21 protein-coding genes are annotated in these 24,163 nt (G+C 43.7%); 8 read left to right on the forward strand and 13 right to left on the reverse strand.

What is annotated here, in order from left to right; all coding sequences use genetic code 11:
- Window positions 1–80: 80 nt before the first annotated feature.
- From OKW21_RS17765 to OKW21_RS17785, 5 genes are all read right to left on the reverse strand, one after another.
- Window positions 81–1,064, reverse strand: a complete 984-nt coding sequence (locus tag OKW21_RS17765) for a bile acid:sodium symporter family protein (protein WP_277481622.1) — start codon at window positions 1,062–1,064, stop codon at window positions 81–83.
- Window positions 1,065–1,225: 161 nt separating this feature from the next.
- Complete coding sequence (locus OKW21_RS17770) at window positions 1,226–2,140, reverse strand: universal stress protein (RefSeq protein ID WP_277481625.1); 915 nt, start codon at window positions 2,138–2,140, stop codon at window positions 1,226–1,228.
- Entirely contained in the window at window positions 2,124–3,797 is a 1,674-nt protein-coding gene (locus tag OKW21_RS17775) for a BCCT family transporter (protein ID WP_277481627.1), read from the reverse strand. The genes OKW21_RS17770 and OKW21_RS17775 overlap by 17 nt, the downstream gene beginning before the upstream one ends.
- 18 nt (window positions 3,798–3,815) lie before the next feature.
- The gene (locus tag OKW21_RS17780) at window positions 3,816–5,069 is read right to left on the reverse strand and encodes a hypothetical protein (protein ID WP_277481629.1); all 1,254 of its coding nucleotides are present in this window, start codon (window positions 5,067–5,069) and stop codon (window positions 3,816–3,818) included.
- 280 nt (window positions 5,070–5,349) lie between these two features.
- On the reverse strand, window positions 5,350–6,789 hold the full coding sequence (locus OKW21_RS17785) for a sulfatase family protein (protein ID WP_277481631.1): 1,440 nt from the start codon (window positions 6,787–6,789) through the stop codon (window positions 5,350–5,352).
- A 296-nt stretch (window positions 6,790–7,085) separates the two neighbouring features.
- Here OKW21_RS17785 and OKW21_RS17790 point away from each other — a divergent pair, with 296 nt between their 5' ends.
- The 7 genes from OKW21_RS17790 (at window position 7,086) to OKW21_RS17820 (ending at window position 13,955) form a co-directional block, all read left to right on the forward strand.
- Complete coding sequence (locus OKW21_RS17790) at window positions 7,086–7,304, forward strand: hypothetical protein (protein ID WP_277481633.1); 219 nt, start codon at window positions 7,086–7,088, stop codon at window positions 7,302–7,304.
- Window positions 7,305–7,420: 116 nt separating this feature from the next.
- Entirely contained in the window at window positions 7,421–7,654 is a 234-nt protein-coding gene (locus tag OKW21_RS17795) for a hypothetical protein (protein WP_277481635.1), read from the forward strand.
- 50 nt (window positions 7,655–7,704) lie between these two features.
- Window positions 7,705–9,471, forward strand: coding sequence for a hypothetical protein (locus tag OKW21_RS17800; protein WP_277481637.1), 1,767 nt, complete (start codon window positions 7,705–7,707; stop codon window positions 9,469–9,471).
- A 127-nt stretch (window positions 9,472–9,598) separates the two neighbouring features.
- Entirely contained in the window at window positions 9,599–10,135 is a 537-nt protein-coding gene (locus OKW21_RS17805; protein WP_277481638.1) for a DUF421 domain-containing protein, read from the forward strand.
- A gap of 43 nt (window positions 10,136–10,178) precedes the next feature.
- Window positions 10,179–11,111 (forward strand): YihY/virulence factor BrkB family protein, encoded by a 933-nt coding sequence (locus tag OKW21_RS17810; RefSeq protein WP_277481640.1) that lies wholly within the window; start codon window positions 10,179–10,181, stop codon window positions 11,109–11,111.
- Window positions 11,112–11,313: 202 nt separating this feature from the next.
- Window positions 11,314–13,140 carry a glycoside hydrolase family 15 protein gene (locus OKW21_RS17815; protein ID WP_277481642.1) on the forward strand — a complete coding sequence of 609 codons (1,827 nt, stop codon included), beginning with the start codon at window positions 11,314–11,316 and terminating at the stop codon, window positions 13,138–13,140.
- Between the two features lie 104 nt (window positions 13,141–13,244).
- Window positions 13,245–13,955: an HAD hydrolase-like protein gene (locus OKW21_RS17820; RefSeq protein WP_277481644.1), complete on the forward strand. Its 711-nt coding sequence runs from the start codon at window positions 13,245–13,247 to the stop codon at window positions 13,953–13,955.
- 31 nt (window positions 13,956–13,986) lie between these two features.
- On the opposite strand, the gene OKW21_RS17825 is transcribed toward OKW21_RS17820, so the two are convergent.
- From OKW21_RS17825 to OKW21_RS17840, 4 genes are all read right to left on the reverse strand, one after another.
- Window positions 13,987–14,895: a sugar phosphate isomerase/epimerase family protein gene (locus OKW21_RS17825; protein ID WP_277481648.1), complete on the reverse strand. Its 909-nt coding sequence runs from the start codon at window positions 14,893–14,895 to the stop codon at window positions 13,987–13,989.
- Window positions 14,896–15,093: 198 nt separating this feature from the next.
- Window positions 15,094–15,285 (reverse strand): YwbE family protein, encoded by a 192-nt coding sequence (locus OKW21_RS17830; protein WP_277481650.1) that lies wholly within the window; start codon window positions 15,283–15,285, stop codon window positions 15,094–15,096.
- A 52-nt stretch (window positions 15,286–15,337) separates the two neighbouring features.
- Window positions 15,338–15,826, reverse strand: coding sequence for a GNAT family N-acetyltransferase (locus tag OKW21_RS17835; protein ID WP_277481653.1), 489 nt, complete (start codon window positions 15,824–15,826; stop codon window positions 15,338–15,340).
- A 54-nt stretch (window positions 15,827–15,880) separates the two neighbouring features.
- Window positions 15,881–16,759, reverse strand: coding sequence for an SDR family oxidoreductase (locus OKW21_RS17840; protein ID WP_277481655.1), 879 nt, complete (start codon window positions 16,757–16,759; stop codon window positions 15,881–15,883).
- Window positions 16,760–16,914: 155 nt separating this feature from the next.
- Here OKW21_RS17840 and OKW21_RS17845 point away from each other — a divergent pair, with 155 nt between their 5' ends.
- Window positions 16,915–18,048: a PQQ-dependent sugar dehydrogenase gene (locus OKW21_RS17845; protein WP_277481657.1), complete on the forward strand. Its 1,134-nt coding sequence runs from the start codon at window positions 16,915–16,917 to the stop codon at window positions 18,046–18,048.
- Between the two features lie 406 nt (window positions 18,049–18,454).
- Here the strand turns inward: OKW21_RS17845 and OKW21_RS17850 are convergent, their stop codons facing one another.
- From OKW21_RS17850 to OKW21_RS17865, 4 genes are all read right to left on the reverse strand, one after another.
- Complete coding sequence (locus OKW21_RS17850; RefSeq protein ID WP_277481659.1) at window positions 18,455–19,636, reverse strand: tail fiber domain-containing protein; 1,182 nt, start codon at window positions 19,634–19,636, stop codon at window positions 18,455–18,457.
- A 929-nt stretch (window positions 19,637–20,565) separates the two neighbouring features.
- Window positions 20,566–21,954: an aminotransferase family protein gene (locus OKW21_RS17855; RefSeq protein WP_277481663.1), complete on the reverse strand. Its 1,389-nt coding sequence runs from the start codon at window positions 21,952–21,954 to the stop codon at window positions 20,566–20,568.
- Between the two features lie 3 nt (window positions 21,955–21,957).
- On the reverse strand, window positions 21,958–23,289 hold the full coding sequence (locus tag OKW21_RS17860; RefSeq protein WP_277481665.1) for a DUF5690 family protein: 1,332 nt from the start codon (window positions 23,287–23,289) through the stop codon (window positions 21,958–21,960).
- Window positions 23,276–24,148: a histidinol-phosphatase gene (locus OKW21_RS17865; RefSeq protein ID WP_277481667.1), complete on the reverse strand. Its 873-nt coding sequence runs from the start codon at window positions 24,146–24,148 to the stop codon at window positions 23,276–23,278. Before OKW21_RS17865 ends, OKW21_RS17860 begins: the two co-directional genes overlap by 14 nt.
- Between the last annotated feature and the right edge of the window lie 15 nt (window positions 24,149–24,163).

The following is a 24,163-nucleotide window of genomic DNA, read 5'->3' on the forward strand; positions in this document are numbered from 1 at the left end:
AAAAGTGCGGGATATGGAAGAAAATAACTGACAGCTCGTTTATTCTTTTCTGCCAGCTACTCATATTTGGTAAGCATAGCTTAGGACTTCACGCGCACCTCAGTCCGTTTACGCTTATTGAATTTTTCTGCAATAAGCGCGATGATCAGAATCTGTGAGATATGATAAAGCATCACCGGCAAAATATAAAGGCTTGCATTGGGGCTGCTGCCAAACATCACTTTTGCCATCACCGAGCCATGCACCAGAGATTTTTTTGACCCGCAAAACAAAGCAGTGATCCTGTCTTCGGTAGAAAAGTTTAGCCTCTTAGCAATGACATCTATCAACAGTAGCATGAGGAAGAAGAAAACCAGCACCGAAGCATAAAGCAGTAAGAAGTGCGTCCATTTCAAGCCTGAAAATAAGTGGGCAATAAAGGAAGCACTGAAACTGGCGTATACAATAAGGACGATCATGGTCTTATCAAAAAGACCAATGAGTTTATTATGTTTGATGGCAAAGCTGCCAAATCGGGGGTGTAGCAATATGCCTAAACCCAGAGGCAATACAATTTGCAGCATCAGTTTTGAAAACACATCCAGAAAAGAAATTCCCTGCATTTCTTCTACAATCAGCCCCAGCCACAGAGGCGTGGCTACGACTCCTATTAAGCCGGATATGCTGGCATTAAAAATAGCCCCAGCTATATTCCCTCTGGCAATAGAAACCATGATGACTGAAGAAGATACTGTAGAAGGTAAAACCGCCAGAAAGAACACCCCTACCCAAAGCAGATGCAGGGTCTCATCCTGAATCAACGGCTTAAAAGGCAGCACCAGCAGTGGAAACAGCACAAAAGTACTGAGCTGTATCAGAATATGCAGCCGGTAGTTGGAAATGCCATTCCTGAAACTTTCTACGGAAAGCTTCAGCCCGTAAAAGAAGAAGATCAGGCCAATACCAATATCTGTGACCTGATCCAGAGCGAGGAGTGTGGCAGCTTGCGGAAAAAGGTAGGCTACAAGCATCGCCAGAAATAACGACAGTATAAAGCCATTGATGTTAATACCACGTATCCTCATGTACGGTAGAGTGTTCTGTAGAGAAAGTATCAGCTACAAAAGTAAAGAATAGAAAACAAGCTATAAGGCTGTCTGGCTATTTTTTGTACTGCAGAACTATATTTTTTTCACTTTTTCAAAAGAAATACCCGCTCGTTTCACTATCTAATCGCTATCGTTTGTCAGTCAAGAAAAGCTTCCAGCCAGTTGGAATGCGCTTTCATTTTTACAATCAGCAAGGGTATATCCTTGGAAAGTGCGGTCATTTTTTCGGTAACCGAGCCGAGCAACAGCACTTCAGCATCGCTCTTACCTTTGGCTCCCAACACTATCAAACCTGCCTTATAGTACTGAGCCCAGCGATGAATCTCACCCGCTACCTCTTCTTTTTCTACCAGTTTGTAATGACATTTGCCTGTCTCCTCCTGCTTGATCGCTTTTTCCCTGAGCCTGGCAAAAGTTTTTTCTCCGTAGTCCAGATATCCTTCACGATATTTATCCAGGTTACGCGGCAGGTAGGGAAAATACTGAGGCGGCAAGGTATAAAGGTGCAGATATTTCAGCTCCGCGCTAAAAAGTTTTGACAGCTTATGGGCTGACTGTATCACAGGTATTCCGCTTTTGGAAAAATCCAAGGGAGCAATGATCTCCTGAATGGGATATTTCGCAGCTGAAGGAATCAACAACACCGGATGCCCGGTCAGCCTTAAAAAGCGAATAGAAAAAATGCCCTGCCCTTCATCTTCAGTTTTATTACCCAGCAGGCACAGGTCTACCTCATGTTCGTTTACCCACTTAACAATCTCACCGACGCTCTGATTCTGAAAAATCTTGATTTTAATTTCGGCGCCGCTATCTGATAGATACGCATTGATACCCTCTTCTATCTCAGCTTGCACCAGCTTTTCTAAGGGCTTGCTGGTTTCAGGATACAGGTCATGGAGTTCCTTGGGGGGTGTCTCCATGAGTATATTATGTATGAGCAAAATGTCTTTTACCGGAAAAACTTCGTTGAGATAAGCCACATAGCTGAAGAGACTTTTGTCAAAGTCAGTCATATCCAGGCAGACAAGTAGTTTCTTAGGGGTATTCATCATTCTTAGTTCTGGTTGAGAAATTATTTTCTTCTTCTTTCTGCCTTTGCTTCCTGACAAGATCTTTGACCACTTTCTCGTAGGATTTTTTGTCCTGCTCTTTTACCATCATTATTTCTTCTCTGTATTCTTCGTGTAAACCTTTGTAAAGACTGTAACACATGATCAACAATACAAAGGCAAAAGGTAAGCCTGTGGTGATAGCGGCAGTTTGCAAGGCGTTCAGTCCTCCTCCCAGCAGCAATACAGCAGCGACTGCCCCCTCAGCATTGGCCCAAAAGACACGCTGCCCTACCGGAGCATCCAGTTTCCCACCCGAAGTAATACTGTCTACCACCAGGGAACCGGAATCTGAAGAGGTTATAAAGAAAAAGATCACCAGCACAACTCCTACAAATGAAGAGACAAAGGACCAGGGGAACTGCTCCAGGAGCACAAATAAGGCAGTGGCTACGTTTTCCTGTACGGACTCTCCAATTTCAGCCAGGCCTTGTAGCTCCAGATATATACCGGAACCGCCAAAAGCAGATAACCAGAGGAAGGTCAGCAGGGAAGGAATAATCAGAACGCCCAATACAAACTCCTTCACAGTGCGCCCTCGGGAAATACGGGCGATAAACATACCTACGAATGGCGACCATGAGATCCACCATGCCCAATAAAATACCGTCCAGCTATTCTGCCATGCTGTCTGCTGATAATTTTCTGTCCAGAAGCCCAGGCGGAGAATACTTTGCAGGTAATTTCCGGTATTTTGCACAAAACCATCAAAAATATAGAGTGTAGGTCCTAATATGATGATGAAAAGCAGAAAGACACCGGCAATCCTGATGTTCAGCTCACTCAATACACGTACCCCCTTATCTATCCCCAATACTACAGAAGTGGTAGCTGCCAGCGTAATCGCGATGATCAGGATCACCTGAGTGGTCACTGATATCTCTATGCCAAACAAATAATTCAGTCCGGCATTGACCTGCTGCACCCCGAAACCCAGCGAGGTAGCCAGGCCAAATAGTGTGGCCACTACGGCGATAACATCTATGGTGTTGCCCACCGGACCATGAATACGTTCGCCCAGCAAGGGATAAAAAACTGATCTAATGGTCAGCGGTAGTTTTTTATTAAACGCAAAGAAAGCAAGTGCGGCTCCTACGAGTGCATAAATCCCCCAGGCATGCAAGCCCCAGTGTAGAAAGGTCATGTTCATGGCAACACGCGCAGCTTCTACTGTCTCTCCTTCGCCGAAAGGAGGGCTCTGAAAGTGATTCATTGGCTCAGCCACACTCCAGAAAAGTATCCCTATACCCATACCCGCACTGAAAAGCATAGAAAACCAGGCCAGTGTACTAAACTCCGGCTCAGCATGTTTTCCGCCAAAGCGTATACTACCTGTTTTGCTAAATGCCAGATAAAGCACAAAAAAAAGAAATGCATTTACGCACAGAATAAAAAACCAACCGGCATAATTAGAGATACCGGTCTGGAGCGTGGAAAAAACTTCCTCCATCGGCTCACCTACAATAAGGGTAACTGCGATAAACAGCACCGTGATAATAGCTGCCGGCCAAAATACTGGCGCATGTATGTCAAAGTATCTGTTAATGCCTTTCTGGTCTTCAGGACTCTGAAAGTCCTGATCTTGTATTTCTTTGTTCATGGTGTGTAGTTTTCAAATCTAAAAATAGTAGCCAATGTTGATGTTAAAGCGCGTATGCCATTTGGCATCTTCATTGCCTTCGGCCAGTGCATTGCTATAGTCCGGCCCTAGCCAGGGATGATTGATGCCACTGGCAAAATCTACATAAGTATAGACTGGCCCCGCTTTCACCATAGTACCCAACACATTCATCTGGGTATCAGCATAGCTTACTGTGGATTTGTCATAATAAGAATAGTTATCGTAAAATACCAGTTTGGAGATAGGTCCCCAATTTACCGGCACATGATAGCTCAGGCTGGCAGTATAAAGCTGTCCCTGATAAGCTACATTGTATGGAGCGCCATAGGCACCCATCGTTATGATATCATCTGCAGCCTCTTCTCCAATACTCAACTGGTCATCCATAGGAATATCAGCACCCAGTGCGATGGCCTGGAGCTTTATTCCTACCTGATTATAATCACCCCGCATATGCAGCGCCATGGCATGATGATTTCCTAATCCATCAGTAGTCAGGTTATAGATCTGTCCCCATTGTCCGGAAAGTCCGATGCGGGTTTCATCAGAAAGATGATGAACCAGCTTAGCGTTAAACTGATTGCTCTCTTCGTAATCACCAACAAAATCGTAGGAGTAACGCCCGTAATCTGTAGGAGACAATTCCGCGTTTTTGTAATAGGCAAGCACATACCCCCACTTCTTCCCGCTGTGTAAGTACTTAACTCCCAAATCGTAGTCATCTTCCAGCCCGAGATAGTAAGTTACGTTAAAGAACCAGTTGTCTGAGTTATACGTCTGATTCCCAAAAGGCACCTGATGCAAACCCAGCTGTATTTGGTTATTTTCATTAATGTTATAACCTGCCCAGGCACTATGGGGCATAGGGCCGCCGAAGGCATCCGAGTAAAAACGATATTCCGCACTGAGGATAATCCCTTCTAACTCCCCCGTCACATTGATACGAAACATATCAAAAGCCATATCGCCCCCTTTGTTACGATTATCTTCCTGACCTTCCCAGCTTTTCACAAAATAATTGAAGCGCACGGCTCCACCAATCATAATTAAGGGCTTGTCGCCTTCATCCTCCAGGGTATCTATTTCCATTACCTCAAAAGTGTTTTCGTGGACCTTACCTGTCAGGATAAGTACCGGGCGTATTTTTACACTATCAACACTGACTGAATCCGTTCTGATTTGTGCATTTGTTCTGTAGGAAATGACAAAAGTAGAGAATATGAGTAAGCAAAAAAGTGTATGATTTCTCATAACAGCTTAATTTCGTTTTGGAAAAAAATAGAGGGAAGCACATTGAAACCTTCTATCTTCCAAACTAATACGAAGCTGAGCTGTTCAAATTAACCTCAAGATTTGTGAAGTTTTGTAAACCAACAATTATTCAAGGCTTTGAAAGCGATAGTATAAAGGCCATACGGCATTGCCTAAAATCAAGCAAAACACTTGGTCTATAGAAGAAGGTTGATCTGCCGGAGTTTGGGTAAACATCAGCCTTTGAGCTGATTGAGCAAAACTTCAGCTATGCTTTCCACTACTCTACCCTGGCAGCAGGCCTTACTTCCGAACCTTCTACGCCCGTCAATCTGTCACCCAACTCCTTACGCATTTCATCCGCTAAAGCCTTGATTTTTTCTACCACTTCAGGATGCTCATCCGCCACATTGTTGGTTTCGCTGATGTCCTCTCTCAGGTTATAAAGTGCAATTCCATCAAAGTTAAGCTGTTCGTAATCAATGGGAAGCCCATCGTCTCTTCCTTCACGACCGTTCAGTGAGCGGTAAGTGTGGGGGAAATACAGCTTCCAGTCACCGTAACGAACGCCATGCAACTCATTGGTTTTGTAGTAAAAGAAATAAGCCTCATGCGGGCTTTCTTCTGATTCTCCGGTGAGTACACTCCACATGTTCTTACCGTCAATTTTTTTGTCTGGAAGTGATGAACCGGTTAGTGCAGCCACAGTAGGTAAGATATCAATGGTCATCAGCGGCACGTCTATGGTTACGCCTGCTTCCAGCTTCGCAGGATAACGGATGATACAAGGCTCGCGCTGCCCTCCTTCCAGGGCAGTACCTTTACCTTCTCTCAGGGGTAAGGCACTTCCAGCATGCTCTCCGTAAGAGAGCCAGGGGCCATTGTCGGAAGTGAAGATGACCAGTGTATTTTCATCCAGACCATTGCTTTTCAGGCTTTCCATGATCTGCCCAACCGACCAGTCTATTTCCATGATCACATCTCCGTACAGGCCTCTTTCCGACTTCCCTTTAAATTTATCAGAGACAAACAGCGGTACATGGGGCTGAGGATGGGCTACATAAAGGAAGAAAGGCTTGTCTTTATTGTCTTCAATGAAAGCGACACTTCTTTCGGTGATCTGCGTAGTCAGCATAGACTGATCTTCCAGCGTATCAATGACTTCTGTATTATCATAGAGAGGCAGGGGACCAAAGTTAAAAACCGGACCCTGCTGCGGATGCAAAGGCCACATATCATTGGAATAAGGAATACCAAAATAGTCATCAAAGCCCTGCTGATTAGGCATGTACTCAGGCTCATCACCCAGATGCCACTTACCATAAGCAGCAGTAGCGTAACCGTTAGCTTTCAGCATTTCGGCCATGGTAGTCTCTGAAGGGTTGAGCGCGGTTTTGGCATCAGGCATAAGCGCTCCGTGGATACCCACACGGTTAGGATAACAGCCGGTAAGTAAAGCCGCCCTTGAAGCCGAACAAACTGCCTGGGCAGCATAAAAATCAGTAAGTTTCAGGCCTTCGCTGGCCATCTGGTCCAGGTTGGGGGTTTTGATATCCGGTGAGCCAAAAACACCTACATCCTGATATCCCTGATCATCTGTAAAAATAATGACTACATTCGGTTTCCGGGCTTGGGTGTCCGCTTCAGTGGTGGTGTTCTGAGAGTTGCAGGCTAAAAGAGATAGTAATAAAGGCAGAAGGAATAAATATTGATATTTCATTAATTGTAAGGTTGTCATATATGCATTCGTATGTGTAGGCTTAGCGCCCAAGTATACTATTTTCAGATCGTTGTGACAAGATTTTCTTTTCAATTTCAGTCTAATAGTAATGATTACATGAGAAGAATTAACTTCTTCTTTTTGGAAATGCTCTCTGTGTTACTGAGCCTTCCCGGCGTACCTTTTGCCAGAAAAAACCTGATAAAAAATATTCCTGAGGAATAATTATTTCCTTATGTGTCGTTAATTTATAGTTAACATTCATCAAGACAAAAGAGTAATAACCCCCAGCCTTCATGAGCAGTCAAAGAAAAGCCCAGGTAAGTTCCTTAGTACGACAATTCTCAAAAAAAGACTTATTTATCCATCTGATAAGCGCTCTCAAAAGTGAGAGCTTTCTGTATGCCGGCATTCTTAAGGATGAAATTTTGAGCAGACCATTTTCGGAGAAGGAAAAACAGACGATAAGGAAAAGTTCTTTCTATCCACAGCTCAATGGAATTTTAGATAATTGACCCTATCAAATTAGTACCATCACAAAAAAAAGATACTCTATTAAGAACATCATAGGTATTCTCTAGTTAGGATAGTGTTTTAAGTAATGAATTTCAATTTTTTAAACTTTTTTAGTATGAAATACTTATTCGCTATTTTTTCGGCATGCTTTATACTTGGCATAGCCGCCTGTAATTCCGGGCAAAATAAAACTACTGAACGCACTGTACTCGAGGAGGATACTGTTGCCGTAGAGAAAGAGTATGAAGTGGAAAAGAAAATCCGGGAAAAGACGGTAACCATAGATACGGTTACAGAAACAGAAACCGTAGAAAAGAAAGAAGACCTTGAAGGTGAAAGTGGCTCCTAAAGCCATTGTTATTTTTTTAATCCTACATTTTAAATCAAACCTTAACAAAAATGAGATTTTTTAAATTTTTCGCTATGACCATAGCGATCTGCCTGCTTACCATCAGCAGCGGTTATGCACAGGTATCACCTATGGTGACTGATGTTATCGCTACACCACAGTTTTTTATCAGCCTGCTGGCTGGAGTATTACTAGCCGTAGGCTTCCAGGTTCTTTTGTCCGCGCTGTCTGTAGCAGCAGGAATTTCAGCGATAGGCAATATCCAGAAGAAGGCCAATAAATCTTCATCCGATTCCGACAAAAATAAGTCTTCTTCCGATAGCACTTCAACGGGTGTAAAAATCAGCTCCGGACTAGGTGCCTGGACGATGATCACTGTAAGTATAGCGCTTTTCTGCGCCAGTCTGCTGGCAGTTAAGTTGAGCCTTATCGGAAATGCAATCATTGGTATCACTTTAGGACTGGTGATCTGGGCTGCATTTTTTACTACCATGGCTTACCTGGAAGTAAAATCAGTAAGCTCTCTACTGGGAACGCTGATCAATACTGCTTTTGCCGGGATCAAGCATAGCATGTCGGCACTACAGGATATGTTTACCAAATCCCAGACGAGTAAGATTGAAGACATCGCCGAGCATACGATTGATAAGGTACGCCGGGAGATGGAAGATTCTACGGATATGCATGCCATCAGAGACAAAGTAGATGAGTATGTCAACCGCATGGAACAAACCGCTGAGCGCTCACCCGACTACGAGCAAATCAAGCAGGATTTTATTAATATCCTGAGAGATGTGCGTATAGAAGAAAGAACAGACCAGGATTTACAGGGTAAAGAAAGTGAAATATTCATTAAACTGGCATCTGAGCAGCCTAACCTCAGCAAGCAGGATGTAAAAAAAATGGGCAATGTATTTAAGCAAGCCCAACAAGCCGTGAAGGCAGGAGATACCAAAGAAGACAAAGCTAAAAAAGTAGCGGCACAGTTTACGCCTGCCAGCGAAACAGATATTGACAGTTATGTACAGAAAATAGAAGATTATCTCCGCAGTACTGATCGCAACGAACTGGACCCTGAAGGGATACGTCAGGATATAGAAGACATGATTCAAAATCCCAGTCATGCCCAGAGTATTGTAAACCGTCGTGCCGGTCAGATGGATCGTGGTACGCTGGTAGCTTTGCTGGAGAAACAGAAAAAGATGGATCATGCCAAAGCCGAAAAGGTGGTTTCCTTTGTTGAACAGGCCATTGGTACAGTAGCCAACAAAGCTGATCAAAGCAGAGATCAGGCTAGTCATACAGTAAGTGATGCTACTTCTACTGTCAAATCTCAGCTGAGTGAAGGGGAGCAGAAAGCTAATCAGAAGACTGAACAGGCCGGTTCCGGACTGGAGGCACGCCTGAGAGATTACTTGAGCAGCACCCAGCGTCCTGAAATCCAGTACGATTCGTTGAAATGGGACATAGAACGCATTATGAACGATCCTAAGTCTTCTCCTGAGATCGTGAGGAGCAGACTACAGCGTTTTAACAAGGAGACTTTTATCTCTTTGCTTACTGCGAATGATAAAATCTCTCGCAGCGATATTGAGCAACTGGCTAATAAGGTAGACGAGAGCAGAAACAGCATAATTGAGACTACCCATAAGATAGAGGCCGAAACAAGCCGTCGTCTTGAACAGGCCAGGCAGGAATCTCTACATCAGGCAGAAAATGTACGCAAGACTGCGGCGGCTGCCGCGTGGTGGTTGTTTGGCACTGCCATCGTATCAGGACTGGCCTCAGCCGCCGGTGGCCTGGTAGCTATTTTGTAATACGTTTGCTATTTATCGTAATGCAAAAAGGCCATAGGGTTCACTTATGGCCTTTCTCAAATTACACTGATTAGTTTTGGAAAGTACTCACCATAAGTTTTTGTATTAACGCAGTCATTTCAAGTTCATGGAAACTTTGGTTTTTGAAAATATTCAAAGCATAGTTTGGGTTTTCATTTCTACTGTAACTTTTTATTTCTTTACAATAGTCGCTAGTAAAATCGCCGGAATCAGGAGTTTTACTACCTATTCAAGTTTTGATTTTTTAGTTACTCTCGCGATGGGGGCTCTTTTGGCTTCAACCATTACCAGCGACAAGATATCACTTGCGGAAGGGGCAGTTGCTTTATTTACACTTTATGCATTACAAACTGTAATCGCATTTATGCGCCAGAAATGGAATGTTGTGGGTGATATTGTAGACCATAACCCTATTCTGCTTATAGACCAAGGTAAAATTATTGATGAAAACCTGAAGCACGTAAGAATCACACGTTATGAACTGAACGCCAAACTTCGGGGAGAAGGTATCACAGATTACAATCAGGTATGGGCTGCTGTACTAGAAGCAAGCGGTACAATCTCTGTAATGAAAAGAAACAATCCTGATCAAAAATTTGATGATGCTTTGCTGAAAGGGGTCAGATACAAAGTAAAATCCTAAGTCTTTATACACACATTTTTTTTACAACATAATTTTTTTGAAGATGAATACCTCAAATGGCGCCATAGCCTACCTCAAAGAAACGTTTAAAGAATGGCAAAGTGACGATGCCTTTCGCCAGAGTGCTTCATTAGCATATTATGCGATCTTTTCATTGCCAGCCTTACTAATTATTGTCATTAATGTAGCCAGTCTGGTCTGGAGTCAGCAGTACATAGAGCAACAGCTAAGTAATCAGTTAGGAAGTATGCTGGGCCAGGATGCCGCACAGCAACTCCAGACGATGCTCAGCAATTCTAAAGAGCAGGGCAATTCAGTGCTAAGCATCATTATAGGAGTAGCTACCCTGATCTTTGGTGCTACCGGAGTATTTTATCAGCTACAAAAATCACTCAATGATGTTTGGGAAGTAGAGCAGGACCCGGATGCCGGTATAAAACAGCTTGCCATAAGCAGGGTTACGGCCCTCGGACTGGTAATCGCCATAGGCTTTCTTCTCATTGTCTCTCTGGTCGTATCTACCGCTATATCATCCATGAGCGGTTGGATACAGCAACAGCTACCTAACTTCCCTGTATTTCTCTTTCAGGTCATTCAAATTCTGCTTTCCGTAGGCATACTTACCCTTCTGTTTGCTATCATGTTTAAGGCCTTACCTGATGCAAAAGTAGAGTGGCGTTCAGTTTGGCGAGGAGCCTTATTAACTGCCGTACTCTTTACAATAGGCAAATTTCTGATTGGCTTATACATTAGCCATACCGATCCCGGGTCTACCTTCGGTGCAGCCGGCTCAATCATTATCATCATGTTATGGGTTTACTACTCAGGACTGATATTGATATTTGGAGCTGAGTTTACTCAGGTTTACGCCCGTAGAAAAGGACACCGTTTGCAGCCCTCTTCTCATGCAAGACGAACAGCAGAGTACCGCCTGGCACAATTGGAAAAGAAGCATGAGCATACAGACGAAAAGTAGCACAAATTACATTAAGCATATATTCAATCGCCAGTACCATAATATTAGCACTTGCTTTCTTACTATTTTTAAACATGAAAGCTAGAATCCGGTTTCACATGTAAATATTTCTTCTTCCAAACTACTTTCATACTTAGATGAGCTTGGTTAAGGCATCCTCACGCTTAGGGAGAATATATCTTTACACGAGACTAATTTAGGAATGAAAAACCAATTTGATCAGGATTACATGCCCATTGACCATTATGGCATCATTGGAAATCAGCATACTGTTGCCCTGGTAGGAAATAATGGCTCTATAGATTTTATGTGCTTCCCTCGTTTTGACTCTCCCAGTATCTTTGCTTCTATCCTGGACTCAGAGAAAGGAGGGCACTTTTCAATTCAGGCTCAAATGGAGGATGAAGACTTTAAGCAACAGTATTTACCGGATACCAACGTTTTGCTTACGCGTTTTCTGGCCTATGAAGGCATGGTGGAGATTACTGACTTTATGCCGGTAAAAGAAATGGAACATAATTGTACACTGGTAAGAAAGGTGACCGTAATCCGGGGAGAAGTTGATATCAAAATGGACTGCGCCCCCCGGTTCAACTATGCACAGAATAAACACAAGGCCAAGCAACATAACAAACGTGAGATCTCGTTTAGCAGCACCCACTGGAACATACGGCTCCTGGCGGATGTGGATATGAAGCTCGAAAATGGTGATGCCCAGGCCGATTTTACGCTCAAAGAAAAAGAATCCGTGAGCTTCATCCTTGAAGCCATGTCCGAAGAAGGGGATAAAGAAGATGAAAAACGCAGCGTAGAACATTATGTAGACAAAACCTTTCAGGAAACGAATAACTTCTGGAAAAACTGGGTTGCCAAGTCAAACTACCGGGGCATGTGGAAAGATATGATGAACCGCTCTGCCCTCACCCTCAAGCTACTCACATCATATCAGTTTGGAGCACCGGTAGCGGCCCCTACTTTCGGGCTGCCGGAGAGAGTGGGAGGAGAACGCAACTGGGACTATCGCTATACCTGGATCAGAGATGCTGCTTTTACCATGTATGCTTTTATCAGGATGGGGTTTACTTACGAGGCGGGAGAGTTTATGAAATGGATACGTACCCAGTTTGAGAAAAATGTGGATAATCCCAATAATCTACAGCTCATGTACAGTGTAGATGGTGAATCAGACCTGCATGAAACTGAGCTGAACCACCTGGAAGGCTATAAGCAATCAAAGCCTGTAAGGGTGGGAAATGGTGCCTACAACCAGCTTCAGCTGGATATTTATGGTGAGCTGATGGATAGTATCTACCTCTACGATAAATATGGAGAACCCATCACTTATGATTTCTGGGAAAGGCTGACGCATCAAATCAACTTTGTATGTGACCACTGGCAAAAGAAGGATCATGGAATTTGGGAAATAAGGTCAGAGACCCAGGAGTTTATTTATTCGCGCGTGATGTGTTGGGTAGCCGTTGACCGGGCAGTAAGGTTGGCTGAAAAAAGGTCATTTCCTTATCCCTGGAAACGCTGGCGTAAGGTAAGAGATGAGATCTACCACGACATTTATAATAATTTCTGGAACGAAGGGCTTCAGTCTTTTGTGCAGCATAAAGGCAGTGAAGTGGTAGATGCTTCCGTGCTCCTTATGCCTCTGGTCCGCTTTATTAGTCCCTACGACCCTCGCTGGGTTTCTACCCTTGAAGTTGTGGAAAAAGAATTAGTGACAGACACACTGGTATATCGCTACAATAATCAAGTATTTGCAGATGGCCTGGAAGGCTCAGAAGGGACTTTCAGCATGTGTTCATTCTGGTATGTAGAATGTTTGGCCAGGGGGGGGCAGCTAGAAAAAGCCCGCCTCTTTTTTGAAAAAATGCTGGGCTATGGCAACCATCTGGGACTGTTCGCTGAGCAGATTGGCCTGAGAGGTGAGCAGTTAGGGAATTTTCCGCAGGCATTTACCCATTTGGGACTGATCAGTGCGGCCTTTGCCCTCAACAGAGGTTTGAATGGTACGCACTGAACGTTGGAGAAGTAGTCTGCTTTTACAGCTTTTATCACGCTAAGAGTGTCTATCGTTAATGCAATATTGCTAACTTCGCTTTAAAACAACCAAACGACAATTTCATGAAGGAGGAAAACATTATTCAGCTGGTGGTATTTGACATGGCCGGTACCACCGTAGAAGATAAAGACAGCGTGCAGAAAGCCTTACAAAATGCCCTGAGCAGGGTAAATATTAAGGTAGCCTTAGCAGAAACTGTAGAAGTAATGGGTTATCCCAAACCTGAGGCAATCCGAATTCTTCTGGAGCAAAAGCTGGAAGATCAATCTAAAATCACGCCTGATTATATTGAGGAAATTCACCAGTACTTTGTGCAGGATATGGTTAAATATTATCAGCAATCTCCTCAAATCAGCGAAAAGGCAGGTGTAAGTGATACTTTTAAGATATTAAGAAATAACAATATCAAGATCGCACTGGACACAGGCTTCAGCCGCCCCATCGCTGATGCAATCATTGACCGTTTGCACTGGAGAGATAAAATAGACGTGAGCATCACCAGCGATGAAGTAGAGAACGGTCGCCCCTATCCTGATATGATTTACAAAGCCATGAAGCTGACCGGGGTGCAGGATGTCAAACAAGTGGCCAAGGTAGGCGATACCGCTTCTGATATGCAGCAAGGCATGGATGCCGGTTGCAAATATGTCATCGGGGTCACTACCGGAAATTATACGGAAGAGGAGCTCAAAAATTATGAGCACACCCACCTGATTGCCCAGCTTCCCGAAATACTGGAAATCCTTGGCATTGCCTCTGAAAAAGTAGCCTAAAAAAACCCGGCTGTATGGGCCGGGCCTTCTTCTATATTTTGTTTTCTATCTGCTTCAGGTAAGCCGTACTTGCTGCTATGCTCTGGATTGGGTCAGGAGACTGGTCCTGCTCTACAAAGCACTGCTCTACCCCCACTTTAGGTGCCAGCCTAAGTACTTTTTGCACATCAATTACGCCATCACCTACTTCCTGAAAAGCATCTTTGGGTACCTGGGCTTCATCATATTCATCAGCAATTCCTGCCTTTTTATTTTTCAGATGCAGCAAACGTATCTGGCCTTTCATCTTTTTCATCAATTTTTCCGGCGCATGTCCGCCAACGCTGGCCCAAAAGATATCCAGCTCAAACTGCACATACTTAGGGTCAAGTTCTTCAATCAGCAGCTCATAAGGAACTTTCCCATCAATGGGCTGAAACTCAAATGAGTGGTTGTGGTAGCAAAGATGAATACCTGCCTGTTCACATTGCTCACCCGCGCTGTTCAGCCTTTCGGCATAAAGTTTATACTGGTCAAGCGTATCCCTTTCCGCCTTGCTGAGGTAACCAAATACCAGGTACTTGAGTCCGTGCTTCTCGGCTGCTTCTATTACAGATGCTATATCTTTAGACGCTGGAGCATTTGTAGCCTGTAAATCCCAACGCTCGGTTATATAAGCCTGATTAATAAATGAACTCTGCGAATAAAGCCCAGCATCTTTGATCATCGGTAACATATTACCATATTCCAGAGGATTCCCTCCTTCTACCTGACTGTAACCGGCTGATTTTATAGCTTTTAGTGTCCCTGCCGGATCTTTTACCATTTGATTTCTGACAGTATACAGCTGCAAACCAACCTGGTCTATATAAGCATTGTCCTCTCGGAAATAAACAGAAGGCACTAAAGATAAGCTAAGACCTGCCGCTGTGCTTTGTTTGATAAAATCTCTTCTCTTCATGATAAATATTAGGTTGTAGATATTAGATAGAACGTTAACTTTCTGTAAGCTTTGTTAAAGTAAAAATTCTTGTATCAGGAACGATGTGGAAGAGGGTTAGCCTGTGGTACATACTTATATATATAAAAGGGTAACGGTAGGGTGATCAATGCTAAAATTCAAAACTTTAACCCTTAGAAACAGTAGGGCTACAATGAACTACAACACTTTCTTTACCCTGCCTACCTCTCCACTTTCTAACCTTACTTTGATCCCATGAGGGTGAAATGCACTTTTGGTTAGTATATTCTGTACTACTCCTTCAGTAAGCTTACCACTACGCTGGTCTTGCTTCAACACAATAGAAACATCACTGCCGATTTTGATATCATTCCTGTTCTTACCATCCATAATTAACTATTTTTTTCTCACTACTATACTATGAGTTATTACACCATCACTGCTATTGTAATGATAAATCCTTAATCATTCTAACATTACAACCACAGTGTCCGGTATTGCCCAGGGTATTGGGTATAGCTTCAAAACCAAATTGCCTGTACAGTTGCTGTGCCTCCTTCATCTGACTCAGGGTTTCCAGGTAGATTCTTTCGTAGGCAAATTCATTGGCTTTCTGCAGGCAGTACTCCATCAAGGTCTTTCCTATCCCCTGCCTTCTGGCTTCAGGAAGCAGAAACATGCGCTGTAATTCGCATATATTATCCTCACTCCCATCCAATTGCCTTATGCCACCGCCTCTGACTATTTTAACATTCCACAAAGCTACGAAATACACCGCCTTTTCCTGTAGGTACGTCTGATACATGTGGTCAAGTGTGGGATCGCCCAGAATAGTAGTCTGGGGATCGGCATCATAGGCAGACTTGACTATGCGAATTACATGGGCAATAGCCAGGTCATCTTGGGGCTGGATCTCACGAATTGATAACATAATTTAGAAGATTAAGAAAGCGCCTAAATTAATGAATATCCACATGTAAAGTAATTATCCTGCTACATTTGACTGCCTGGACTGTTGTTGAATAAATGCTTTTACCGACATAGGCTTACGTCCCATAATTTTTTCAAAGTCATCGCTTACTTCATCGTATTCATTGGCCTGCATAGCCTCATAGCTGCTGATGATTCCCTGAATTTCAAAGCCGAAAGGAGAATCTCCTCCGTACAGTTTGCGCACCTGTTCCGGATTTACATTCATATATTTTATATCCTTCTGATAAGCCTCAGACAGCCAGTCTGCCACTTCTGCATAGCTGAAGGTTTCAGGCCCGGTAAGCTCAAGCGTAGAATTACCAAACTTATCTGTACTCAGCACCTCCGCTATGGCAGCAGCAATCTCAGCCCGGGGTATGGAATTTATCTTTCCTTCGCCAGCCGAAGCTTCAAGTTTAGCCTGCGCGAGGATTTGTTCTATACCTTCTGTAAACAAATCCGCATACCAGGCATTCCGAAAAATGGTGTAGGTAAGGCCACTACTTTTGAGGAGCGCTTCTGTTTTGGCATGTACTTCGGCAAACAAAAACCTGGACTCGGGCACAGCATTGAAAAAACTAGTGTAGGCTACATGCTGCGTCCCTGCCAGTACTGCAGCGCTCACTGCATTTTTATGCTGCTGAATTCTATGTGCGTTAGGCGCATGACCGGAGATGAGCAACACCTTGTTTACCCCTTTAAATGCTTTGATCAGGCTATTTTTATCATCAAAGTCTGCCGCTCTCACTTCCACGCCCAGCGCTTTAAAGTGACTGAGTTTTTCGGGGCTTCGGCTGCTAACCACCAGCTTCTCTCCATCTGCTAATTTAGGTAAAAGCTGATCAGCAATTGCGTGTCCCAAATGCCCTGAGGCTCCGGTAATTAATATCATGGCAGGATGCGTTGGATTTGAAAGATAGGCTTAATTGAACAAAGCCCGCCCCAAAAAGTTTTGAGGATAGCTTTTTAACTGTTGCTGCAGAAATTAGTTTTAGCAGAGCCTTAAGATTGTTAAATTGCCCATTCACTTTAATTAATACCTATCCTATGAAAAAATTAATCAGCTGTTGCATTTTCACATGCATCACCCTGCTTTCCAATGCGCAAACTGCAATATCTACTGAGCAGGAAAGTTATACTGTAGATACTGTACTTACTGATCTTACCACTCCCTGGAGCATGGCCTTTTTGCCCGATGGCAATATGTTGATCACTGAAAAAGGCGGAAAGCTCAAGCATTTTAACCCTCAGACCCAGGCTGTAAAAGAAATCAAAGGGCTACCAGAAATATATGTGCGTGGTCAAGGGGGACTATTTGACCTGGAATTGCACCCTAACTATGATGATAACGGCTGGATTTACATCACCCATGCCTACTCTGAAGGAGGAAATGAAGGCAATACAGCACTGATGCGGGCCAAACTGGAAGGAGATGAACTGGTAGCGCAGGAAGTACTTTTTAAAGGTACACCGCTTCGCGATGCCGGTCAGCACTTTGGCGGCAGAATAGAGTTTGACAATGATGGTTATCTCTACCTTTCTATTGGCGACCGTGGAGCACGCGAGAATGCGCAAAATCCTGAGAACATACTGGGAACAGTGATGCGTTTTAATGATGATGGCAGTATTCCTGATGATAATCCTTTTGTAGGTGACAAAAACAAACGACCTGAGATATTTTCATATGGCCACCGTAACCCTCAGGGAATGGCGCTGCATCCTACAAGTGGTGAACTCTGGGAGCATGAGCATGGACCTCAGGGAGGTGATGAGATTAATATTGTAAGAAAAGGGAATAACTACGGCTGGCCGGTAATTTCTTATGGTATCAACTATGACAACACTACCTTTACTGATATTCGTGAGAAAGAAGGTATGCAGCAGCCGGTCTGGTATTATGTACCTTCTATCGCTCCCTGCGGCATGGATTTTTATACCGGAGATAAATTCAAAAACTGGCAGGGTGACCTTTTTGTAGGCTCTCTCAAGTTTCGCTATCTAGAACGACTGGAACTGGATGGTGAAAAGGTAATCAGCTCAGAAAAGCTACTGGAAGATATTGGTAGAATCAGAACAGTACGCGAAGGTCCGGACGGAAATATTTATGTAGTAGTAGAAGGCCCGGGAATGATCGTTCGCATGCTTCCTGCCACTATGGACAAAGCTTCACTGGAAAAATAAAGATTTTAACCCGGTTCACCAGTGGATCGGGTTTTGTTTTTTTCCATTGTAGCCGGTGTTATAACCTGAAAATGAAGGAGTTTTTACCTTGTTTCTTCATGGTGCTATTAACCTACAGCAAAGCACCTTTCATCCTCTCCATGAGTTGCCTGGTTTTTAAATTTCATTTTTCTACATGAATGCCAGATCTAAGCGACACACTTTAAGCCTCTACAAACGGGCGATACGCTTAGGAGAAGGAACAGGTAAGAATTCATAAAAATCTACGGTTTTGCCAAAATGCTCCCTGGCACAAAGAGTATTTTTAACAGCTACAGGGATACAAGCATAGATTCAAAATATTACACATATATTCAGAAAAAATAAGGTGTCTAACCAGACACCTTCACTGAATCTTCGCAAAGCCTTACCTGCTCAGTAACATTTTTTTTGATGAAATGGGCTTACCATCTACCACCAAGGTATAGATATAAGTACCTTCGGGTATGCTGCCTACAATTATTTCTACCTGCCCTGCTCCCACATCCAGGTGATCAAAACGTTGTATTTCTATTCCGTGTAGGTTAGTGATTACCAGATCAACTTTTTCTGCTTGTTCAGGGGTGCTGTACCCAATAATGGTACTTTGAGCAAAGGGGTTGGGATAGTTCTTTTCCAGCCAGACTCCAATATTCCCTGTATTGCCATAGGCATTGCTTTTTTTGTCCTTGCCTTGTGCTTCTTCCAGCGCTGCGATTTGGCTTTCCAGTATGAGTATGTGTTGTTGTAATTCCTGGATAGCTTTAATGGCAAGCACGCCAAAGCCGCTGTAATCAAGGGTATATGTGTCAATTCCACGCTCTTCGTCTACAACATGATTCACCAAATGGGGAAAGACCTCAGTTACATCCTGAGCCATGAATCCGTAGGAAGCAGTGCTATTTTTCTTTTCATTTGTACCCTCAAATTGATAAGTGAAAGCTTTTAAAGCTTTTATTTTATCTAAAACAGTCGGCATAGCCTGGACATTGGCTTTTACGCGCTCATCAGAAACTGAAGTATATACTCCGGTGGTTGGATTGAAGTTTCCCCTAAAACTACCATTGGCATATAAGGACAGTCCTCCACTATTAGCCCAAAACTCCCAATCATCCAGGGTCGTAGCATTTTCAATATTAAAACCAAAAGTACTATGGGTAATCTTAAATTTGTATGAACCCGGTTCTTTTCCCACTCCCATATTTCCTGCAACCAATAAACCATTTGCAGGAGGGACAAGCGATGTACTACTGCCAATAGATACTCCACCACCACTGTGAACAAACATTTTTAATGAGTTATTTACCTCTACCTTTAAAGGATGTTGACCACTGGCACTGTTGATATGTAGCCGGGCACTAGGCGATGAAACGCCAAATCCCCACAGACCAGTATTAGTTACCCTGCCACGTTCACCGTTGTTTGTCTCAAAAATCAGGGAATGATTATTATTCGTACCTAACCTACCACTTGCAGAGAGGTTATTTCCCCCAACTACCCAGTTCTGGGCCATTAGATTAAAGCTGCTCAACACAAGCATACTCAACGATAGGTATATTATTTTTTTCATGATTAGCGTATTTTATACGGTTGGATAGCATGCTTACATTAAGCAATTAATGAAGCTGTCCCACAATATTCAGAGAAAGTTATTATGATTATTACCTGTGCAACATAAGCTCAGGATGACCTTCTTCTCCCTTGATGTCACTTCTGCCCATAGCTGTTTATTCCGTTCAAACACCTTTCAGGTAAAAGAAAGTGATAGCGTATTACTAAAACTAAGGAAGAGGACTATTGCATTGCGGGTAACAGGAATCTCAATGAGAAAGATGTATTACCTGCCAAAAGGATTGAACAGAAAAGAACAGTTATATCTACATTGTTTACTAATAAAGTAGATGGTGAACCAGCCAGTGATGAAATGAGAAAGCTTATGCTGGCAAAAATTCACCCAACGTCTTCTTATTTGGGGAGAGAATTTATTTTTTTTACTATCCTGTTATCACTTTGATATTTAATCAAAATCTTGATTCCAGATAAGTTCCAACGGGTTTAGAGGTGATCAACAATATATAAAAGCATCTTTTTACCTGCCACAAATTTTCACAGTAGCAGCATCTGCTTATGCATCAATGATAAGTGGAAAAAATTTCTAATATCAATAAACCACAATGATAATTTATGAAATATTCTATTCATATTTACTTGCTTAGCTGACAATTATTTTTGTTTGATTTGTGCAATAAGAGATAAAGCCAAGTGGAAAATGTTATTGGTTTATCACATTAATACGATCATTGAATAACTTCAAAATTGTGGAGAAATTTTAGAAGATTATCCTTCGTATAAGATTTATCTTCTGAGCTACATTATGGTTGGTTGGTTAGAAGTGGTTCAAATTTATGGGCACCACAGCGGAGTAAGTCATACGTATTTTACAACCTCTAATTTTAACAACGATAAGCTTTTTGAACCAAAATACTGATACATACCTTTTTACATGACTTCTCTGTCAGCCAATACCAGAGCCTCATCCAGTGCTTTTACGATAAAATCAATTTCGTTTTGCTGTACGATCAAGGGAGGCACTACCCAGATACCAAATTTGTCTGAAGGAATATAAATATTTTTCTCTCGGAGAAGGAATTCGGCAATCTCTGTAACTACCGTTTTAGTGTATTTCTCTGATATCTTCCGTAGCGGTTCTTTAGTCTCTCTGTTTTTGACAATTTCCAGGGTATAAAACAAGCCTAGCCCTCTCACCTCTCCTACCGATGGATGCTTTTTCTGCAGTTGCACTAATTTCTCTCCCAGGTAAGCGCCCATTTCCTGTGTATGGGATAAGATATTTTCTTCTTCCAGCACTTCTATGCTCGCTAAAGCGGCGGTACAGGAAAGCGTGTGCCCGGAAAAGCTCTGACCTATGCCAAAAATATTGTCATCAAAAGACTGAGCTACTTTTTCGGAGAAAATAGTTGCCGCCAACGGACTGTACATACCTAACGCCTTGCCCATAATGATGATGTCCGGCTCAATGTCATAGTGCTCAATGGCCAGCATTTTTCCGGTGCGTCCCATGCCCGTCATGGTTTCATCAACGATCAGGAGTATGTCATGCTGGTCACAAATCTCTCTGAGGCGGGGAAAGTAATCCGGTGGCGGAGGAATGATGCCGTTGGAGCCTACTACCGGTTCTACCAATACCGCTGCCACCTTCCCAGAGCCCCCCTCAAAAGTGATCATCTGTTCCAGATAATTGGCGCATGCCAGTTGGCAGGAAGGATATGCCAGACCAAAAGGACAGCGGTAACAGTAGGCATCGGGACCATGTACAAAGCCCGGCACATTGAAAGGCTCCTGAAACCAGCGCCGGGGATCTCCGCTGGCTGATGAAGCCAAAGTAGTAGCCCCATGCCAGGAGCGGTAGCGTGAAATGATTTTGTAAGGAAATGGATACTGTTTGCTGCCTTCCAGCTTTTCGCTGCCCTCCTGCTGCATATGGTTATACTGATACATGCGGGCTGCTTTGATGGCCGCTTCCACTGCATTGGCTCCGCTTTGCGAGAACCAGACTTTCTTGTTCGGACTTCCGGGCGTCACACGGGCAAGCTTTTCAGCCAGCCTGGCCGCTGGTTCAGTCGCAAAATCATCGGTGACATATACTACTTTTTCCATCTGCTGCCGCATGGCTTCCAGTATCTTGGGATGCCTGAAGCCCAGGTTGATACATTCGTGCGCGCTACGCAGGTCAAAAATCTTGCGACCGTCTGTAGTATGTATCCAGCAACCTTCGGTTTGCTCTACTTCCAGGGGCTGGTAGCCATCCTGGGCGGCCCAGCATTGCAGCATGTGCTTTGCTTGTTTACTGGCGTAATCTTCACTCATAGTTTAAGCAGTAATTTCCTGTGGACTGACTTCCGTAACTTCGCCCACCTTCCAGAAATGCAGCCGGTGGCGGAAGTAAATCATGGAAAGGATCATTAAGGCGCTGCCTACAAAGGTCATGGTGTAGGCGGAAACGATAAAAAATCGTAGCCAGCTTAGTTCAGCATGCCCAAAGTTTTTGTAAAAGAGCACCCCTACACTGCCCAGGTAGCCAACTGAGTCAGCAACATAAATCAGAAAGCCTGCTGTGCCTACATATTTAAATGCTGCCAGGAGGCGGTCAAACAATATACTGTTGAAAGGCACGTAGCCCAAATATAAGCCCAGGCCTACCAGAGTCATCCATACCGGAGGGCTAATCCAGGCCTGCTCAAAGGCAAAGGTACTGGCTCCTACCAGAAAGAAGCCAAAGGCTATCAGCAGATGATATGTATTAAGCGCTTTACGGTTACTTTTAATGAACATCAATAAACCCATGATAAGCAGAACTGCTAATGCGATAGGCACCTCAGTTTCGGTATAAATGGCTACATCCTCTCCGTAGCCCAGCGAAATCCATATTTCACGGGCGAAGTTATCTCTAAAGTCGCGGAAGGCAGTCAGGAATGTATAGGCAATGACCAGCAGGATGAGCCCGGGAGCAAATAGCCGCAGAAATTCCCAGCGTTCCGCTTTGTTCATGGGCTTGCGCCTGGTACGCAGACGCTCATCTTCTTCAGAAGGGGGAGGCAGTTGATTGAGCATCCATACGAAAAAAAGCAAAGGCAGTGCGAATAACCCTCCGGTCACAAAAGGCATCCAGAAGTTGGATACGCCCCAGTCCAGCATCACCCAGGCCCCTATAGTTTTGACAAAGCCTGAAGAAAAAATAAAGCTGACGGATAATCCGGCCCCCAATATTTCAGTAAGTTTCCTTCCTTCCAGGTAACTGAATACCAATCCCCACACCATGCCCAGTGGCAAGCCGTTGAAAAAAAGAAAAAGTATATTGTAAGGAGGAGGAACAATGGCAAAAAGGAAAAGCGCTACGCCAGCTATTCCAATTAGTATTACGATAGAGATCGCTCTACGCTTACCACCCATCTCAGATACAATTTTGATTCCTAAGAACTTGGATAGCGTATAACCAAGCACCTGAGAAGTGATCAGCCAGATTTTATAATCTACTCCCCAGAGAGAAAGCTCACTGAAGGTAGCCACCGCAAAGGGTTTGCGAAAAGCATACATACAGGAGTAGGTGCAGAAAGCAGCGATAATGGCGTACAAAGAAAAGACCCAGTCTCCAAGCGGGCCGTGGGTTCGGCTGAGCCAGTTCGTAATTTTAGGATGGTACATAGTGGATTCCTTTGATCGTGAGGGTTGCATCCTGCCATTTGCCATCCAGCAAAATTCGGCAATGGTCATAACCTATATCTAACAGCAATTTTGCGGTATCTTCAAAACAGGCCGTAATCTCTCTCGGATGATGCGCGTCTGAGTTCAACATGATAGGAATATCCAGCGCTTGCATACGCTCCAGTATCCAGGGTGAAGGATAGGGGGCTGTCGTTTTCTTCTTGTAAATACCCCGCGTATTAACTTCTGTAATCAGTCCTTTCTTCTGAATCACTTGTAGGGTCTCTTCTACTGCATCACGATACCAGAGAGCTTCCTCACTAAATAAATTCCCCTCCTCATTTTGAATCCTGATCTTGTCCAGGTGTCCAACAATGTCCGGCGGGTCTTTCTCAACCATTTGCCTGATGAGGCTGAAATATCGTTCTATGGCTTTCTGAATGTCTCCATTAAAGATCTGCTGCAATCCTTCCAGAAAAAGCTCATGCTTTCCGTCTATCTCCCAGGGATGACCCTTTGGAAAGAAATCCACAAAATGTACTGAACCCACCGTATAGTCCAGGTCCAATTTCCTGATCCGCTCATGCCCCGGACCAGCTACATCAGGAATAAAATCTACTTCCAGTCCGGTATAAACTTGAAGTTGTGCGGCATACTGCTCTTTTACTTTTCGGACTTCTGACACGTATTTCTCAGTCTCACTCTCCGGCATCGTCCAGGGCAGTTCGTAAGGAAGCGGAGCATGGGAAGAAAAACCATAGACCGGCATCTTCTGGGTTATGGCAGCCTCGGCATATTCTTCAGCCCTGCCTTTTCCATCACAATAATGCGTATGTCCGTGGAAGTTGGTAAAGCCCATAAATGATTTGCGGGT

Source organism: Catalinimonas alkaloidigena (assembly GCF_029504655.1).
Lineage (GTDB): Bacteria > Bacteroidota > Bacteroidia > Cytophagales > Cyclobacteriaceae > Catalinimonas > Catalinimonas alkaloidigena.